Consider the following 17,276-nt stretch of genomic DNA (forward strand, 5'->3'; position numbering starts at 1 on the left):
GATCCTAAATTGCAAGGAGTTTAGCAGATCGTGAACAACGAAATAATGGCGGCATTCTTTGATGCCATGGAACCAGCCTTTTGGGCACTGAACGCGGGCATGCTCTTGCTGGCAGTAGCAATGCGCCAAATGCGAATTCCAAAAATAGGATGGGCACTCTTTGGAATCCTGCTCGTAGCCTGTGCTGGAATGGCAATTAAGATGTCTACTGCAGCAAACACCGAAAACCTTCCTCTTTCGATAATTTTAGCCACGGTAACATGGGGCGGTCTCGGAGCACGTTTCATTGGGAACTGGTTGACAGATCGGGCTTCTTAGGTTTCGCAATACGAAATGAATCTCGCGGTCGAGATTGTGGTGGATCGATCAGAGATCGGCCAGCAGTTCAGCCGCGAGAGTTCGCAGCGCATGTGCGGCAACCAGTGAGACCACCCCGTTGCAGCAGAGCCGAAGGCGGTCCACCCGGTGGGCCAGCCCATCAGCGCCTCGACAAATGCAGGGTTCAGTGTCCGGCGCGGTTAGCAGATATCACTCCCAGCCGTCGGCGTTACCAGGAACTGGCGGCCAAAGAGGCCGTTCGCCAGCGTGCTCGCCAATGTCGTCGCGCCATCCTTGTGATTGCGCGCCTTCGGCGTCATCCATTGCCGCCTAATCGAGTCTTGTGCCTACTGCTCGACCGGTTAGAACACGAATACTTGAACGCAACTCTAAGGATACCTAACTTTAACGTATTGCCAGACCTTGGAGCCAACAAATGCCTTTACCTTTTCTCGCTATTGCCATTCCAGTCATTCACTCATCCGGCGCTTGGATCGCCTCCACGGGAGCGGCGGGATATATCGCAGGCACGTTATCTAGTACATGGATCGGGGCATTTGTCCTCGGGAATAGCACCTTGCTCGGCAGTCTTGGTCTGGTATCGGCTGCCGGGATATTCGGCGCCACGGGCGGGCTGGCAGCATTCTCCTCGAGCGCTGCTCTTGGAGTAGGTTCAGCTCTCACGGCAGTCGGTCTCGGCGGAGTTGCCAGTACGCTCGGAATTGCCCCAGCAGCAACTTTCCTGGGTCTCACACCCGTCGGATGGGCTGCCGCCGGAACGGCGGCGACCCTTGTCGCAACACTAGGGTACTTTTTCACACGTAAGACGATGCGTCGTCTCAATGAAGAGCGTGAAAAAGGTGGCCTGGAGCCGATCACTCTGGCTCAAATTGTAAAGGAAGTACGGCTTCTAGAGGCCCAGTCTTTAGAAACGATCCTTGCCCGACTGGACACCGAATTAAACAATGTCTCCCTGTCCAGTGATCACAAAGAAGTTTCCGTCGATGGTCAGCTATTTTCGCTCAACCGGTTAAAATACGTGGTCAACAAAGACGGATCCGAAGAAGTTGTCTTTGTCACCAGGACGGGTCGCAAGAAAAGGGTTCTACTGGTAAGGGCTGCACCCGGTCCAGATGGCCACCCAGCCTAATTTCTTCATTCACTCGGTCAAGTTGCGTCGTCGGTTCCCTACGAAGTCGGGGCCACAGGCAGATGCTTGGCCTCAGCTTTCGCGAAGCTTTCGCCGGTCCCGTCCAGCACGGCCGCCTGGCCGGTGAATTGCTGCCAGCGCTGGACCGCGACATCGACATAGGCAGGGTTCAGCTCGATCCCGAGGCACACACGGCTCGTGGTTTCCGCCGCGATCAGCGTGGTTCCCGATCCCATGAAGGGCTCGTAGACCGCCTGGCCCGGGCTGGAATTGTTGAGGATCGGCCGGCGCATGCATTCGACGGGCTTCTGGGTCCCGTGCACGGTTTCCGCGTCCTGATCCTTGTTGGATATCTGCCAGAGCGTCGTCTGCTTGCGGTCGCCGGCCCAATGGCCCTTGCCGGTTTTCTTCACGGCATAAAGGCAGGGTTCGTGCTGCCAGTGATAATCGCCACGGCTCAGCACCAGGCGATCCTTGGCCCAGATTATTTGGGAGCGGATGTTGAAGCCGGAGGCCTCGAGGCTTTCCGCAACCGTCGTCGCATGCAGCGCGCCGTGCCAGACATAGGCCACGTCGCCCGGGAATAGCGTCCAGGCCTCGCGCCAATCCGCGCGGTCGTCATTCAGCACCTTGCCGGTGCGCTTGGTCGCGGCCGCTCCCGCCTTGTTGCGCCAACCGGGATCGTATTCGACGCCATAGGGCGGATCGGTCACCATCAGCAGCGGTGTCACATCGCCGAGCAGACGCTCGACGTCTGTTGCCACCGTCGCGTCCCCGCAGAGCAACCGATGCTTGCCGAGCACCCAGAGATCGCCGGGACGGCTGATCGGGGTCTCGGGGGCCTCCTGAACATCGTTCTCGCCCTCTTGGAAGGCAGTTTCCGGATCGACCTCGCCGGCCAACAGCGCTTCGAGTTCGGCATCGTCGAAACCGATCAGCGACAGATCGTAGTCCTCGGCCAGCAGGTCGTTCAGCTCGGCCGACAGCAGCGCCTCATCCCAGGTCCCGAGTTCCGTCAGCTTGTTGTCCGCGATCCGGTACGCCCGGCGTTGCGCCTCGGTCAGATGGCCCAGCACGATCACCGGAGCCTCGGTCAGCCCCAGTTGCGTGGCAGCAAGTACCCGGCCATGGCCCGCGATCAATTCTCCGTCGTCGGCGACGAGGCACGGCACGGTCCAGCCGAACTCTGCCATGCTGGCGGCGATCTTCGCCACCTGGTCCGCCCCATGCGCCTTCGCGTTCTTCGCATAGGGCTGGAGCTTGGCCAGCGGCCACATCTCGATCGCGTCCGGGGCAAAGCTCAGAGTCATTTGGGTCGGTTCGCCTCAATCGGGTGGACTCCGGACACCGGCAGCCAGCCTGGACTCCACGAGGGGTCCAGCGGCCACCGGGTGTGTCCGATTCCAAAGGTTTGTTTTGTTGTGGTTTTCAGCAGATCGCAGGTGGATGCCTGCTAGGGGTGGCTTCCCAAAAAACCGGCCCTGTCGCTAGCGATATTGCGCGCTTCGCCCGCCCGTATACGTTTCGGGCCAGGAAGGACCCGCGAATTCAGTCGGTTAGCCGCCTGGACCCTAACTGGACCCTTGGTTGGCTCCTGGGAAGCCAGCACCGCAGGTCATCCCGCACGCGCCTCTCCCGAGTATATCCAATTTCTAGCGTCATTCTCGGAATGTGTAAGGCCTTGCGATGTACACTGGAAAATTCCCTCACAGGACGATTTTTCTTGACAGGCGATTGGCGTTTTCGATGACGAACTGCTGCGAACGCCGGGCCGGAGGCACGCGCCCATGCAGCCGCCAAGTGATCACTGCGAGGCCGAATTGCCAGCGCTTGGTCGCTGCGGTCCGGCTCAGCCCCATCTCCCAGCAGATCGGCTTCCACGCGGTGCGTTCGGCACGCAACCAGACGATCCGGGCATCATCCCGCTCCAGCCAGCGCAGCCAGAGCAACGCCTCCTCGGCTTCGGTGATCTGGCGCGGACCCGGCCGGGGCCGCCGCATCTGCGGCTCCTGACCGACCTTGTCCGCGAAGCTGTGGAAATACTCGGGCCAGGCGTTGAAGAAACCCTGCGGCATGACGCCGGGCAAGGTGTGGAAGACGTCGGCCGCACTCTCCAGCCGGTCCTCCACGCGTGTGGTTGTCCATTCACCCATGGCGCGCCTCCCGTTCCCGTTTGCCGTAGAAACGCTCGCCAAGCTGCCGAACCAGTTCTCGTTCGGGCCAGGTCAGGCGATCATCATCCACCGAGACCGCAAGAACGCCTTGTTCCTTCCAGCCATCGCGTTTGACGACATCGGGGCTACGCCGGGTGCCGCCGAAGCCGCGCGGGGCGAAATTCATGCGGTTCATGCTGAGCCTCCTTCGGTCTCTATGGCCCAGTGCAGAATTGCGATGGCATCAGCCTCGTTATCGTCCGCCGGGCTGAAGCCGCGGGCCTCAGCGGCCGCGATCATGGCGGCCTTGTTGGCATTGCCCTTGCTGGTGGCGTGGCGCTTTATCGTACCCACGGGCACACCCGCATAGGGCACGCCACGAAGTTCGGACCAGGACGTCAGCGTGGCCATCAAACCCCCATAGACGTGCGCTGCATCGGTCCCGGCATGGCGGCGCACTTCCTCGAACCAGATCGCCGCGATTGGGCCAGAGAGCTTTTCGATCTCCCCAAGCCAATTGGTGAAGCGCAGGTAGCGCATGCCCCCGCCGTCGTAGCGTCCCGGCTTGAACGACGCTGTCCCACTGGTGATGAGACCATCGGTTGTCCGCAGCGCCCAGCCCGTTGTGGTCCCGAGATCCAGAGCGAGGATGGTCCCCGGCAAAGCTGCCTGCTGGTGTTCGCACACGGGTTCAATTTGCCTGTTCGACATTGTCATCTCCATTGCTGCTCGAAAGGTGAAGGTTGCGTGGCGCATCGGCCCACGCGCGGATACCCGGCGACGTATGGGATGGGGGCCAAACCTGCTGGTTGGCCCCCCATACGTAGTATGGGGGCTTTCATTGTTCGTCCTCCAATCATCGTAAGACACTGAATTCATTTGGTTTTCGAAGACGAACAGAGGTCGTACAAGAGGACGAACATGTTCGACCTCTTTTGGGCCTAAGTGATTGTTTTCATTGGATTGAGGACGAACAACGGCGGAGGTCAAACATGTTTGTCCTGAGGTCGAACAGAGGACGTACAAGCCGAAATCAGGCATTTTCACCCTCCTGGATCGACCAATCGGAAGGGTCTGCGAGGTCCATGCACTGCCCGTTGGAGGGTGATTTGTAGTGGCTCGGGACGACCGGAATGACGCTGTCCAGGACCTCCCCGGTCTCCGGATCAATCCGGCCTTTGCGGCCGAACACCATGCCTTCAGCGCAGAGATAGCCGAAGCGCGACCGGACCACGGAGTGGCCGAATTGTGTGCCGTCGCGCAGGAAGCGGATGTGGCCTTTGGTGGCCAGCACATTGATGCGGTCGCGAATTGTGAACTGGCTGCCAAGTCCACGCTGGTTCTCAAACGCTTCGCGGAACTGGGTCGAGGTGTAGAGTTTGCCGTCGGCAGCCTCGTCGATCAGGATCGACAGGATGACATCGCGCTTGCGATCCCGTTCGGCATCATGCTTCGCGCCTGCCTCTTTGCGAACCAGGCGTTCGTTCATCGGGTTGATCTCGACCCATTGGCCGCCGACCTTGTCGATCAACTTGGGTGGCAGCGCGGGTCCGTTCCGAAGCTCGATTTCCAGCTTCCGTTCCGGAGCATCCTCATCGGGGCGATGCAAGATCAGGCCGGAGGTGTAGAAGCCGCGCAGAGCGCTGGCGCCGGAGAGGGCCAGGAAGGGATCGTCCTTCACCTGCTGCTTGCTGAGCTTCTTGGTGTGGTGGATCAGGATAACCCCGCAGTCAGGGTCGATATGGTCGCGCAGGACTTCGATGCGTTCCTTCAGGAAGAACATCATCGCGGTGTTGTCGTTTTCGCCGCCGCCATCGGGCCCACCGTCGAACAAGTTCCGGATCGGGTCGACGCAGAGGATGTCCACTGGCGCATCCGGGAAGGCGGTTTGAACGGCGCGCGCCACGCGCACACTGCCCTCGCTGTCGAGCAGCATCTTCAGCTTGGGCGTGGCGACGAAGGTGTCGCGGGCGGCGGCTAGGACCTCTGGCGGCAGGGCGATCTGCATCAGCCGTTCCCGCAGGTAGTGATACTGGATCTCGGCCTGCAGGTAGAAGATCCGCAGCGGACGTGGCGGGGTGAAGCCGAGGAACGGTACGCCTGCCGCCATGTGGACGAGCCAGGAGATCAGAAGATCGCTCTTGCCGACCTTCGGCGCACCACCCAGCACCAGCAGCCCGCCTGGCGTCAGCACCCGCGGTGCGATGATGTCCTCCGGCATCGGGCTCTGATCGTCCAAAAGCGCGCCCAACGTGAAGGCTGGCATCTCGACCGGTCCCGGTGCGCCGGTGTCCAGCCGGATCAGCGGCGGGCCGTATTTCTCGACATGCCGGTTCCAGAGCCGTTCGGACTCGCGCTTCAACCGTTCGACCGGCCACTGTGGGCGCAGCATCGCGGCGTTGTAGCCGCAGATGCCTTCCCAGCCTTCGTCCTTGGTCATACGGCCCTCGTGGACCATGCGGATGAAATGGCCGATCGCGGCGGATGCGCCCTCGAAACGGGACCAGTCGTCCTGTGCCCCCTCGCGCACCGGGGTCACCAGCACATCGTCCATGGCGGGCTTATCGGGATGGGTGAATTCGGGCTGCAGGGACACGCCTGGAGCGGGTGGCATGTCGGTCACGGCCTCGAAGAACTCGGCCAGATCACGCTCGTAGGCGGCGTTCAGCTCGACAATACGCACCTGCGTTTTCAAGCTGTTCTTGTAATAGACCGAACCCGCCACGCGGATCGGCTGGTGCGCCGAGCGGAAATGCATGTCGCCGCCAACCTTGGCCGCGATGTCACCGCGCAGACCGCAGACACGGCGAATGTCATCGCCCTCGGCGGGCTCGGTCAGCGCCCACCAGACGTGCGCTTTCCGCTGCCCTTCGGGTGTCACGCCACCGCTCTCTACCACCATGGTTGGCGCGCCGAGGTGGCGCTCGAGATGGGCGCGCTTGGCCGCGATATCGCCGGTGTCCAGGTCGACCACGACGGTCTGCATCTGCAGGATTTCCGCAGCCTTGGCCTGACCGGGCGCGGCCACGGTGCCGGGGATCACATAGACAGCTGCGCCCTCCCGCGACGCCCATGTGGCGAAGGTCGCCATCTTTTCGGGCGCGGCCTGATCCGCCTCCAGCCAGATGTTGTGCGGGCGGCCATCGATGCCCTGGCCCTTGTCGATGAAACTGCGGACCGGGATCAGCCCGTCGCAGTATCCAAAGACGACTTGCATGAACTGGGCGATCTGCTCGGAATCAGGCTCGTCACCGAACACATCAATTTGCGGAGCCGCGTCGTTGAAGTCGCGCCATGGATTGAAGTGGACGATGTTTTCCTTGGGCTCATCGGGCGTTGTGTCGTCGCGCATGGCTGTGTCCTGGTCAGGGTCGGTGGGCTCGTCGGTCATGCAGCCAGCCCCCAGCACCGCTCGGCATGGGCGCAGAACCTGCACTCGAAGAAATCCCGATTGGCGGCGATGCGGGGCAGCAAATCGCCCGCGTCGGTGGCCTGCAGGATCCGCACGGCGCGGTCAGACATGCGCTGCGCGAGATCGGCATCGAAGGGAACGAGCTCATGATGCAGCTCGGCCGTGTCCTTGTTGATCGCCGTGAACAGCGCAGGTGCGGCCGAAATCCCCGGCACCGAGGGCTCCATATAGGCCTGATAGATCGCGATCTGGGCGGCATAGACGGGCTTGGAAACCGTGACCCCGTCCTTGACGCAGGCGCGCCAGTTTTTCGCGTTCATCGTCTTGCATTCCCACAGCGCGGGCACGCGCATGCCGAGCGCGGCCGGAGCGTCAGCAACGATCCCGTCGACATGGCCCCGGATGCGCCCACCGGCGACAGAAAAGCCGAACTGGCCGCCATCGCGTTTTTGGGTGACCAGATCGATCCCGGCCGCGCGCAGCCAGCGGATCGCCAGATCCTCGAGTTGATGACCAATTGCGAAGATCCGCAGCGTCTGGCCGCCGAAATCAGCCCCCTCATCCTTTGGCGCACCGGCAAACTCGAACTGCAGCGCGCGTTCACAGGCATGTCCCAGCCGGGAGGCGCCGAGATAGGTCCGGCGCGGTGTGGCTTCCCGTTCGGCGATGAGGGCTGCATCGACCAGAGTGTTGATCCGCTCCGCCAAGGAGGGGCGGTGATTAAAATCCAGCATCAGAACGGCACCTCCGGTGTCTGGGCCCGCGCGATGTCGGCCATGGCCTCGCGGAACCCCTCGACGGCTTCCTCGATCAGGGCGCGCACCTGCGCCTCGGTCAGATCGGCGAAGGCGGTCTGCCAGCCGATCTCCTCCATCAGCAGTGCGATGCGTTTCATGGTGGCGGTGATGGCGGCGCGTTCTTCGTCGGTGAGATCAACCATGGCAAAACGCTCCCGCGCCAAAACCGTCCAGAAGCCTTGGCAGGGCATCGAGCAGAACCAGACCGATGGCCGGGGCTGTTTCGAGCGAACCGGATCGCGCCAGCCAAATCCACGCGTGGGTTGTCGGCAAACAGCACAAAGCGTTCCACGCGGATGCCAGAGACGCCGCCGATCCTCGGCCGTATTGGGGGTTGAAGATGTCATGGGTCATGCCGCCCTCCGTTCTGACCCGGCCACCGCGTTCACGGCGGCCTGGATGGCGCGTTTGTTGAAGCCGAAGGTCATCAGGGCAGAAGCGCGATAGCGCGTCAGGCCGAAGTCGTGCCGGCACTCGGGCGGCAGGTATTTCAGCTGCTTGTCGGTCGGTGGCTGGCGCAGCCACGACTTGGTCTTGAAGGCGCTTTCATCGCTCTCGTGGGTGTTGAGCCAGTCGTCGGCCTGAGCGAGGCAGACGGTGCGTTCGCCGACGCCCAGCAAGCGTGGCCGCGCGCTCTTGGCCCCGCCGATGGCGTACCAGACCCCGTCCATCCTGAAGATGCCGCCCCAGGCCGAAAAACCCGTGGCCATTAACGCATCGTCTGAGCCGAAGAGGTCCACCCAAGCGAAGCTGGACCGTTTTAGCAGGTCGATTTCGGTCATGACAAAACCCGAAAGTGGCACTGCGTCCGCGCCAGTTTCGCCTTCGTCCTGCAGCAATACCTCACCGCAGAGCGGGCATTCGGTGGCGGCCAGCGGGATCTCCGCCGCGCAGGCCGGACAGGATTTGGTCGGGGCTTCCCCGGTGCCGATCTTGCCGTCCAGATCGACATCCTGTTCCAGCGTGCCGTGGATAAGGCTCGACGTTCCGAAATCCAGTACAACGCAGTCGGTCTTGACGATGCCGGGGTGTTCCTCGGGATCGACCGTGCGCAACCCGCGCCCGACCATCTGGATCATGGTGGATTTGTAGGAACTGGGCCGCAGCAGCACGACGCAAGACGTGGGTGGGTGATCCCAGCCCTCCGTCAGCACGGCGACGTTCACGATGACGCGGATGACGCCTGCCGCGTAGTCGGCGAGGATGGCCTTGCGGGCCTCGGTCGCCAAGTCGCCGTGGATCAGCGCGGCCGTGATCCCTGCGGCGCTGAACGCCTCGGTCACATGGTCCGCGTGGGCGACGGTGGAACAGAAGACGACGGTCTGCCGGTCGCCTGCCTTCTCACGCCAGTGGCGGATCACCTCGTCGGTGACAGGAGCGCGGTCCATGATGTCCGCCACCTCGGTCATGTCGAAATCCGCACTGGTCTTGCGGACGGATTTCAATTCCTCCTGAACGCCAACATCGATGACAAAGGTGCGCGGCGGCACGAGGTGACCAGACGCGATCAACTCGCCCAAACCCACCTGGTCAGCGACATTGTCGAAGACCTCACGCAGCCCCTTGCGATCGCCCCGGGTTGGCGTTGCCGTCACCCCGAACACCCTCGCGTCGGGATTGGCGTCGCGCACCCGGTCGATGATGCGGCGGTAGCTGTCCGCCACCGCGTGATGCGCCTCGTCGATCACCAGCAAATCAAGGCGCGGCATGTCGGCCAGGTTCGGCGCCCGCGCCAGTGTGGGCACCATGGCGAAGGTGACGTCGCCGCCCCAGCATTTCTCAGTGGCGTCGATCACCGAGGTGGACGCCTCAGGCACCACACGTTGGAATTTGGTGCGGTTCTGCTCCGTCAACTCGTCGCGATGGGCCAACACGCAGGCCTTGGCACCGTCGCCAATCATCTCGCCGGTGACCGCCGAAAGCATGATGGTCTTGCCCGCGCCGGTGGGTGCCACGCCGAGCGTGTTGCCGTGTTGGCCGAGCGCAGCAACACTGCGCTCGACAAAGGTTTTCTGGCGGGGGCGAAGGCGCATGACCGATCCCCCTTACTGTGCCCAGCTCGGCCGCCCGGGGGCACCGGGGTTGGCTGCTGGCGGATTGGTCGACGGCGCTGAGGGCGCACTCTGCTGCGTGGCATTGCCGCTGAACTGAAGCGGTGCCGTGCCCATGATCTGTGCATAGTCACGGTGATCAGGCGTCACCGCGCTGCGGATCTCGTTCTTGTCGTCGCCGCTGGCGTCGGTGCCGATGTCGATGCGAGCCACGAACTCGATGCCGTCCAGATCTGCAAAGCCGCTGATCCGCCGCGCCGCCTGCGCTTCGGGGGACATGTCCTTGTCGGAAATCCCCCGCGCCGAGTTCAGCATGCCACGCACGAGGCTGCGGCCCATGTTGGTCCAGTCCGGCCCCTTCGGGCTATAGAGGCCAATCAGCGTGAAGATCTTGCGCCGGGCGTATTGGCCCTCGGTGACGGTAAACTCGCCATTGAGATAGACGGCACCGCTCGAGCCGCGCGTGGCATAGCCGCCGGTCCAGCCCTGCGAAGCATCGTCGAAACCGCCGGGACGGATCGTCAAGCGCACCTTGGCCAGCGTGCCTTTGGGGATGAGGTTGGTATTGCTCTGCGCGTCGTTGAAATCGTTCCAGGAACCCATGGGGAACCTCCTTTTTCTGATCAGATTTGTGGTTGGGATTGGTCGGCGGCCGCCGGATCTTCGGGCGGCGGGGCGTAAGTCAGGCGATCCGTCGCCAGCGCTGCGGGCGTCCGGATCTTCGCCATCAGGCGACCGAGATGGGGTTCTTCGACCTGTTCAAGGCGGCCCGAGCGGTCCTTGGCCGGGAAACCCCAGGGATTGATCGTCTGGCAGACGAAGGCACGATACGGATCGCCACCCTCCGCCTTCAGCTCCGCCATGGTGATCACCTCGTCGACGATCCCCGGCAGCTCGAGGCCGGTCTTGGAGCCGTCGATCTGCGGCTGGAACACCTTGCGATTGAAGTCGTCGAGTTTCTCGTCGAGGATCCCGACGAACCAGACGTTCTTGGCCCGCGTGTGCTGCAGATGGGTGAGCCAGCCGATCATCTCACGGCCATGGAGCCCGTAGGCCCCGCGCACATCGGGCTTGCCGGTCTTCTCCGACAGTGCCTCGGGTTGGCCCTTGCACCACCCGAAACACAGCCGCCCGGCGACAGTGATCGAGTCGACGAAGATGGTGTCGTAGCGATCGAGTGCCGCAGGATCGCCGAAGCGGTCGCAGACGGCGGCATAGTGCGCCGGGCTGTAAGGCTGCTCATCGCGCAGCGCCGGGTTGGGCCCGCCGATGAACACCGCGAAATCCCGGCATTCCGTCCAGGTCCGGGGCCGGATGCTGTCACCGGCCCAGCCTTCGATGGCGAGATCGCCCGCTTCGAGATCCATGAACAGGGTGCGCTCGGGGTCAAGTGTCCACAGGAGGGACGTTTTGCCAATTCCGCTCTTGCCGAAGATGCAGCCCTTGATGCCGCGCGGCTCGGCCAACCGCTGGTCGGCGCTGATGATGGGGAGGCTCACTGGTCAGCCCCCTGCGCGATGATCTCGACCTTCAGCGTGCCTGGCCGAACGGTGCGCGCGGGCTCGAAGCCATGACGGATGGCCTCGGGCCAGGCCGCGTATTTACGTTCTGGCACCTTGTAGGCCAGATCCACGTATTCGGCGGGGTCGTCTCCAGCCTCCTCGATCCGCGCAACCATGTCGGCCAGCCGACCCTGGTCCCAGTCCACCCGCTTCGGCAGGTCGGCAACCACCGTGAAGTCACCGTCGTCGAACCGGACGGTGCCGGTGTCTTTGCCGGCGGCCTGGCGTTCTTCGGCCGCGCGAGTGGCATAGCGGACAGCGAGCCCAGCATCGAAGCGGGTCTTGGCCGCCTTGTCGCGCTTCAGGCGCTCGTCAATCTCGCGCTGAAGGATCGCCAGCAACTCGACCGGCAGGGCCGCGATTTCGGATGCGCTGAGGGTCGGCAGATCATCCGGCGTCGGGGTGTTCTCGGGGAATGGCATAAACGGGTCTCCGTGATCGGTGAAAAGGGATTGGAAGGCGGACATCACGCGGCCTCCTGTTCGGCGAGCAACAGCTCGGACAGCGAGACAGCGGCGGCTTTGGGTTTGGGGCGGGCGACGGCGATATAGGCGAACTGGTCGGGCCCCACGCGCTCCTGCACGAGATGCACGAGATCCTGCTCGGCGGCCCAAAAGGCGCGCGATCCAAGCCTGCTCAATTCGGCACGCGCGGCATCCGACAGCCCTGAAAACACCGGGAAAATGTCGAGCACCAGAAACCCGCGATGGTATTCCAGACGGTCGCCGGGAACGGCTTGCGCCACCCAGGCGCAGAACTCGATCTCGGACAGCGGTCGGCTGGCGCGGACCGTGATGAAGGGTGTGGTTCCCATGAACATGATCTCCTCCTTTCGCCTCTACTCAGGCCGCCGCGACATTGTCCCAGGAGGGACCGAGGCCGTGGGCGGTGAGGACGTGGCGGAGATCGGCAAGGCGGCGGTAAAGCGTGGACCGGCTGCCGAACCCTTCGGAGACGAGCATCGAAATCGGGCGATGCGCCAGCGCTGCGCACAGACGACGATCCTCCGGCGGCAACCGTGAAATCCCGGTTTGTACGGCCTGATACTGTTCAGTGGTGGCATGCGCTGTGGTTACTTGGCCGTGCCAGGCCGACAGACCTTCGTCCTCACCGATTGTCTCGGCGAGCGGACGCTGGTCCTCTGGACCCGAAGGCGCATCGAGCGACAGTAAACCGCCACCCTGCGCCTTCCGTTCACGCATGATCCGGATCGCGATCCGTGAGGACTGATTGCGCAGGACCAGACCTGCGAATGCACCGAGGCTGCCGCGTGTCGGATCGAAAGCTGGCAAGCGGCGCAGAAGATCGATCAGAAGATCCTGACCCAGATCTTCGCGATCGCAGGCAGGCAAGCCCAGCCGCCGCCGCAGGCGCCGGGCCGCGGTGTTGGCCTCGGAGATGATGGTTTCAATGTCGTCGGGGGAGAGTTTGATCTGCATCGCTGTAAGCCTCGGTCATCGTTTCTGATGAACCGAAACTGCCGGATGCAGCTGATGCTTTGGTGGGAACGATCTGGGGAAGTTCTGTGGGTTTCTGGGAGCCGCAAGCGCGACAACCTATTTATCGCCCTACCGGATAGTCACATCATCAAATCACGGGACGGAGCCCTCGCAGAGTTTCTGCATGGACGTGTGAATCAGATTGGCGCGGGTTTCGATGAACTTTCGGAAATCGCCGTTGATCAGATCATCGTAAGGCACGCGATGACTTTCGAGCCTATGCCGAACCTGTTCTTCTGTGGCATTGGCATCCTGCCCGCGCTCTTCAAGATACTGCTTGGGATTCTTGGCCGCGATCTTCCGGTTGGTCTTCCAGGAAATCAGCGCGCAATTAAGAGCAGAATTCACCTCGTGATCTGGGAACTGATCTTGAACAAGGCTACGCGGATAGACGTGGTGGTACTCGCGGAAGCGCACATTGTCTGCGGTTGCTTTCGCGCCATCGGCGAAATCATAGCCTCCACCGTAGAGTGAGACCGCTACGATTGCCCGCCCAAGTCTGTCCTTGCGGCTCGGCCAGCCGCCGCGAATGAGTTCAGCGGCCGGAGGTAACGGATTTTGGGCCTCATCAAACAGATCCGGCGCGGCGCTCGAAACTGGATTTACGATCATGTCCTGAATGGCCTTGTAGTCCGCAAAGGCACGGGTGGTTGCAGTCTTGAGATAGCGATCCGTGAAGCTTGCACGCCAGATTGCTTTCCTGATCAGCGTTCGCGCGCGCCCCTCCTGATCTGCACCGTCGACCGGAACATGCGCCCACAGGGCACCAGTCAGATAGACAATCACTTCAGTCGGCAGCAAACGCTCATTGAAAATTGCTTCGTCCCGCAGGAACGACACGCCACGCTTCAATCCAACAACAACTTGATCCCAAACATTGGCCAGCTCACTACCAAATGCAGGGTCAAGGTAGGTGCGCTTCAATGGAGGCTTGCCGTTCAGCAACGCCCCAATCGCCAAAGCCGCGTCTTCGACCTTCCCATAGTCGGCGGCGGCGGGGACCTTTTCATTGAGTTCGGCAATCATGTCGTGCAGCGAGTCGCCGACAGCACCTTCGAGCTGTGCAACCACGATGTCGAAATCCTTCAGCGGGGATGCCGACGTGTTCATCTTGATGAAGACGTCGAGCGCCGTTTCCTGTTCCGTAGTCACGGGCAACGATAAGAACGGAATGGGATAGGAGGCGAGCCTTTGACGCAAACGCATGATGGCTTTGTCAGTCGCCTTGTCCGTCTCCGCTGCCTCGGTCCACTCGTCCATCGCATGCTCGCCTTTGGAGCCTGGGCAAAGAATAGAAACAGGGAAATAATTGCGTTCCAGACACTCGGCCGGAATGTCAGCCCAAAGCGGCATGCGTTTGCCAGACTTGGAAATGTATCGCTTCACGATTTCGATTTCGGGACGCTCTTCGTTTTCCAAAGATACGAAAACAGTGAACTCGTCATAGTCATCAATTAATGATCGCCACAAAGCGGTCATGCGCTGCTGCCCATCAAGCAGGTTCATTTGCGGCATGCCTTTTGGGCTCGGGGCTCCGGAAAGCGGCCGAGAGTGGAAAAGCTCCTTGTCACCCACCTCCAGGAGCAGAAGTGCCCCGATGGGCAGCGACGGAACACGGAGGATATTCTCCAGAACACCTTCGATCTGGTTTGGTCGCCACGCCTCGAAGCGCTGGAATCTCGGGAGCGTCAGAAGCCCCTCGCGGACCATTGCAAACCAGTCTTCGACCGTCTTCGTGCGGGCTTCCATATGAAATTCCTACGTTAAATTCCTGTTTCTGAACGCTACTACAGCCGCCAATGAAAAGGACAGCCGCTTTTTTCGGCGATGGGCTTGCCCCCCAAGTCCGTTGGTGGTCATGACACGTCAGCAGCCTGCGGCTACTCGACTACCCTAATCCGCGACGGATCGATCTGCAGTCGATAGCCTCTGCCGTGCACCGTCCGGATCAAGTCCTTGGCTTCCGCTTGAGAGAAGCCGCCTTCCACGATCTTATCGCGCATCTCCCGGACAAGATCTGATGCAACCCGACCGGTTGTGTCCTCGAGGTAAGCCTTCGAGGCAAGCGAGTCCTTTGAAAGCGCTTTGTCCACCAGCCGCCGAAGCGACGGAAAAAGTTGATGGGGGAAGGAAATGACGCAATTGCGCCATTCGATTGCGCCTGATTGCACGCGCACAACCAACTCCATTTCTTCCGATGGAGGATCGAGGACAGAGTTGCCTTGACTGGCGGGATACTCGGATAGCGGCGCGGCCAAGGCAGTTTCAAATCCAATGACATGGAGCCCGGCGTCAATCAGATAGGCCGCTATCTCAGCCGGTGGTCGCGGCGCAACAAGGGTCGCAGGCCTTGAACCAGACAACCTTCGAATAATCGGCACAAGCCCATCCAGTGTCAGCACAGACGTCTGAAAGATCAGGAAAACAAGTCTCCCAGCCTCTGTTTCACCCAATTTCCAGAGACCTCCCGCGACAGCTTCAGCGTGACCTCGCAACGCAGCCTTGGTGGAAATCTCTCCGGCAAGACCGTGGAGATTGATTCGAAAAGACCGGATGTCCTCGGCACTCAGAACCACGTCTTCTCGAGGATCGAGCGGGCAATCGGCTTGGTATTGATCACCGTTTTGTCGAATTGGCCGGGAGATCATTCCGCACTCACAACGATCGCACACATCCCAATCGCTTACAGGTGCGGCTTCGACCAAGACGCGCTTGCGCAAAAGTCTGTCAAACTCGGATCCGTAATGCGATTCAGCGACAGTCCCCGAAAGAACGGCGTCGTCGCCCGCCTCACTCAGCCGCGTCAATAACTGCAAAATCGTCTCGGTCATTCGTCAGCCCGTTCCGTTCGATTAAGGTCATCACCCGCGCCTCATGCTGGGTACGCCGGAACTGCACGACGCCGGGCGGGCGCAGTTTGACTGTCACCTGGGGTTGGCGCTTTCCATCGCCCTTGAACAGGATCCGAAAGACGATTTCACCAAGGTGCCATGATCCTGCAAACGACACTGGCGTCCCACCGAAATGCCGAAGTGCATCGCCGCCTAGGTCACGTGACCGCAGTGTACGCGCGACGCGCGGATATCCCTTCTTGCCAGGCACCATCAGGTCTGCCGCCGCCTCGATGATCATGACACGGTCGATCTTTGGATCGTAAGCATGATCAAATGCGAAATCGGGGCCGCCGAGCTCAACCGGTCGCAGCGTGTAAAGATCCTGCGCATCATCGCCGTCGAAAAACCCCGGCCGCTCCAGGACAATCGCGGCGAAGAGTTCGGCGATCTCCGGTTGGTGGGCTTTTCTGATACGGGCGAGCCGGAGCATGCCGGTATTCTCGGAATAGCGCAGCACGGCATGGGCAATCTGCCGAACGCTGATGACCCGCTCCTGCAGGCCTTCGACGACCGGCATGGTCGAGACCATGGAGCCGTGACTGACCACGAGGTTGATCTCATCGCCATCGGCGTAATCGCCGACCCGGCAGTAATCTCCCAGGAACGCGTCGCGGAAAAGTTCAGAGACAGCCGTTCCGAACGCCTCAACCTTCTCCTTCGTCAGATCGATCGTGACACCCCGTTCCCGTCCGGCGTATTCGTGCAGCCGATCAGCGGCGAGCATCGCCATGTGATCGGCGGCGGCGTCGAACAGGTCTGGATGTTCAAGAAATACCCGGACGGCGATGTGTTTCGGATCGTGTGCCTTGTTGGGTGCATCCTCATCACCGGTCTTCATGTCCGGAAACAGATTGATGCCCTGACGGTCGGCCTGGGTCTGGATGACTTCGAGGCCCCGCCTGTCGCCCAGTTCAGCAATCCGATGGAGATCCGCCCGCAGACCTTCCGGATAACTGTCCTCGGCTCCCGTCAGGAGATCGTGCAGCGCATCGCGCGCCGCATCGTCTTCCTGATCAAGCAGATCGACGGAGAAACTGGTGAATTCGCCTTCGTGACGGGCCAGCAATGCCTTCATAAGGATCAGATCAATTGTCTTGATGAACCGGGGGTTCACGAACTTTTTCAAATTTCCGGCCATCGCGAATCCCCTTTTCCCATGAAATGAATGTTCATAATATGTTCTCACCCATATAGCCGCAACCGTTGGGCGAACAGTTGGGACGGATTCCGTGGCCGATGAGTAGAAGCCAAGGGAGACAACCGTCCCGAGGCTTGCATGAAACGACCCAACCCGCTCCCGCCCGACCAGATGACGCCAGCGGAACGTCGTGCCGAGTTGTGCGGGTTGCTGGTCCTTGGGCTGGTCCGGTTGCGCATACGGGACCAGGCGGAAGTATCTGACGATATTGGAGAAAGTTGCCTACACTATCCGGCCGACGA

19 protein-coding genes are annotated in these 17,276 nt (G+C 61.4%); 2 read left to right on the forward strand and 17 right to left on the reverse strand.

Going from position 1 to position 17,276, the window contains the following annotated elements; all coding sequences use genetic code 11:
- The first annotated feature begins 30 nt into the window (after positions 1 to 30).
- A complete protein-coding gene (locus METH_RS24000; RefSeq protein ID WP_156927500.1) occupies positions 31 to 318 on the forward strand; it encodes a hypothetical protein in 288 nt (95 codons plus the stop codon).
- A 436-nt stretch (positions 319 to 754) separates the two neighbouring features.
- A complete protein-coding gene (locus METH_RS15240) occupies positions 755 to 1,468 on the forward strand; it encodes a hypothetical protein (protein ID WP_024091373.1) in 714 nt (237 codons plus the stop codon).
- Positions 1,469 to 1,506: 38 nt separating this feature from the next.
- Here the strand turns inward: METH_RS15240 and METH_RS15245 are convergent, their stop codons facing one another.
- The 17 genes from METH_RS15245 to METH_RS15320 form a co-directional block, all read right to left on the reverse strand.
- Positions 1,507 to 2,778: a site-specific DNA-methyltransferase gene (locus METH_RS15245; RefSeq protein WP_024091374.1), complete on the reverse strand. Its 1,272-nt coding sequence runs from the start codon at positions 2,776 to 2,778 to the stop codon at positions 1,507 to 1,509.
- A 396-nt stretch (positions 2,779 to 3,174) separates the two neighbouring features.
- Positions 3,175 to 3,621 carry a DUF6362 family protein gene (locus METH_RS15250; protein ID WP_024091375.1) on the reverse strand — a complete coding sequence of 149 codons (447 nt, stop codon included), beginning with the start codon at positions 3,619 to 3,621 and terminating at the stop codon, positions 3,175 to 3,177.
- Positions 3,614 to 3,817 (reverse strand): hypothetical protein, encoded by a 204-nt coding sequence (locus tag METH_RS15255; RefSeq protein ID WP_425412305.1) that lies wholly within the window; start codon positions 3,815 to 3,817, stop codon positions 3,614 to 3,616. The genes METH_RS15250 and METH_RS15255 overlap by 8 nt, the downstream gene beginning before the upstream one ends.
- Positions 3,814 to 4,332 (reverse strand): hypothetical protein, encoded by a 519-nt coding sequence (locus METH_RS15260; protein WP_052348779.1) that lies wholly within the window; start codon positions 4,330 to 4,332, stop codon positions 3,814 to 3,816. The genes METH_RS15255 and METH_RS15260 overlap by 4 nt, the downstream gene beginning before the upstream one ends.
- Before the next feature lie 322 nt (positions 4,333 to 4,654).
- Positions 4,655 to 7,012, reverse strand: a complete 2,358-nt coding sequence (locus tag METH_RS15265; RefSeq protein WP_024091378.1) for an AAA family ATPase — start codon at positions 7,010 to 7,012, stop codon at positions 4,655 to 4,657.
- Entirely contained in the window at positions 7,009 to 7,767 is a 759-nt protein-coding gene (locus tag METH_RS15270) for a hypothetical protein (protein ID WP_024091379.1), read from the reverse strand. Before METH_RS15270 ends, METH_RS15265 begins: the two co-directional genes overlap by 4 nt.
- Positions 7,767 to 7,973: a DUF6511 domain-containing protein gene (locus tag METH_RS15275; protein ID WP_024091380.1), complete on the reverse strand. Its 207-nt coding sequence runs from the start codon at positions 7,971 to 7,973 to the stop codon at positions 7,767 to 7,769. Before METH_RS15275 ends, METH_RS15270 begins: the two co-directional genes overlap by 1 nt.
- Positions 7,966 to 8,184: a hypothetical protein gene (locus METH_RS24005; protein WP_156927501.1), complete on the reverse strand. Its 219-nt coding sequence runs from the start codon at positions 8,182 to 8,184 to the stop codon at positions 7,966 to 7,968. Before METH_RS24005 ends, METH_RS15275 begins: the two co-directional genes overlap by 8 nt.
- Positions 8,181 to 9,863 (reverse strand): DEAD/DEAH box helicase, encoded by a 1,683-nt coding sequence (locus tag METH_RS15280; protein ID WP_024091381.1) that lies wholly within the window; start codon positions 9,861 to 9,863, stop codon positions 8,181 to 8,183. The genes METH_RS24005 and METH_RS15280 overlap by 4 nt, the downstream gene beginning before the upstream one ends.
- Before the next feature lie 12 nt (positions 9,864 to 9,875).
- Positions 9,876 to 10,484, reverse strand: a complete 609-nt coding sequence (locus METH_RS15285) for a hypothetical protein (RefSeq protein WP_024091382.1) — start codon at positions 10,482 to 10,484, stop codon at positions 9,876 to 9,878.
- A 20-nt stretch (positions 10,485 to 10,504) separates the two neighbouring features.
- Entirely contained in the window at positions 10,505 to 11,380 is an 876-nt protein-coding gene (locus METH_RS15290) for an ATP-binding protein (protein WP_024091383.1), read from the reverse strand.
- The gene (locus tag METH_RS15295) at positions 11,377 to 11,910 is read right to left on the reverse strand and encodes a hypothetical protein (protein WP_197538807.1); all 534 of its coding nucleotides are present in this window, start codon (positions 11,908 to 11,910) and stop codon (positions 11,377 to 11,379) included. The genes METH_RS15290 and METH_RS15295 overlap by 4 nt, the downstream gene beginning before the upstream one ends.
- Positions 11,910 to 12,257: a hypothetical protein gene (locus METH_RS15300; protein ID WP_052348781.1), complete on the reverse strand. Its 348-nt coding sequence runs from the start codon at positions 12,255 to 12,257 to the stop codon at positions 11,910 to 11,912. Before METH_RS15300 ends, METH_RS15295 begins: the two co-directional genes overlap by 1 nt.
- Positions 12,258 to 12,285: 28 nt before the next feature.
- Positions 12,286 to 12,882, reverse strand: coding sequence for a sigma factor (locus METH_RS15305; RefSeq protein WP_024091386.1), 597 nt, complete (start codon positions 12,880 to 12,882; stop codon positions 12,286 to 12,288).
- A 153-nt stretch (positions 12,883 to 13,035) separates the two neighbouring features.
- Entirely contained in the window at positions 13,036 to 14,691 is a 1,656-nt protein-coding gene (locus tag METH_RS15310) for a DUF262 domain-containing protein (protein WP_024091387.1), read from the reverse strand.
- A 131-nt stretch (positions 14,692 to 14,822) separates the two neighbouring features.
- Positions 14,823 to 15,773, reverse strand: coding sequence for a hypothetical protein (locus tag METH_RS15315; protein ID WP_024091388.1), 951 nt, complete (start codon positions 15,771 to 15,773; stop codon positions 14,823 to 14,825).
- Entirely contained in the window at positions 15,733 to 16,974 is a 1,242-nt protein-coding gene (locus METH_RS15320) for a hypothetical protein (RefSeq protein ID WP_024091389.1), read from the reverse strand. The genes METH_RS15315 and METH_RS15320 overlap by 41 nt, the downstream gene beginning before the upstream one ends.
- Between the last annotated feature and the right edge of the window lie 302 nt (positions 16,975 to 17,276).

This window comes from Leisingera methylohalidivorans DSM 14336, from assembly GCF_000511355.1.
Taxonomy (GTDB): Bacteria; Pseudomonadota; Alphaproteobacteria; order Rhodobacterales; family Rhodobacteraceae; genus Leisingera; species Leisingera methylohalidivorans.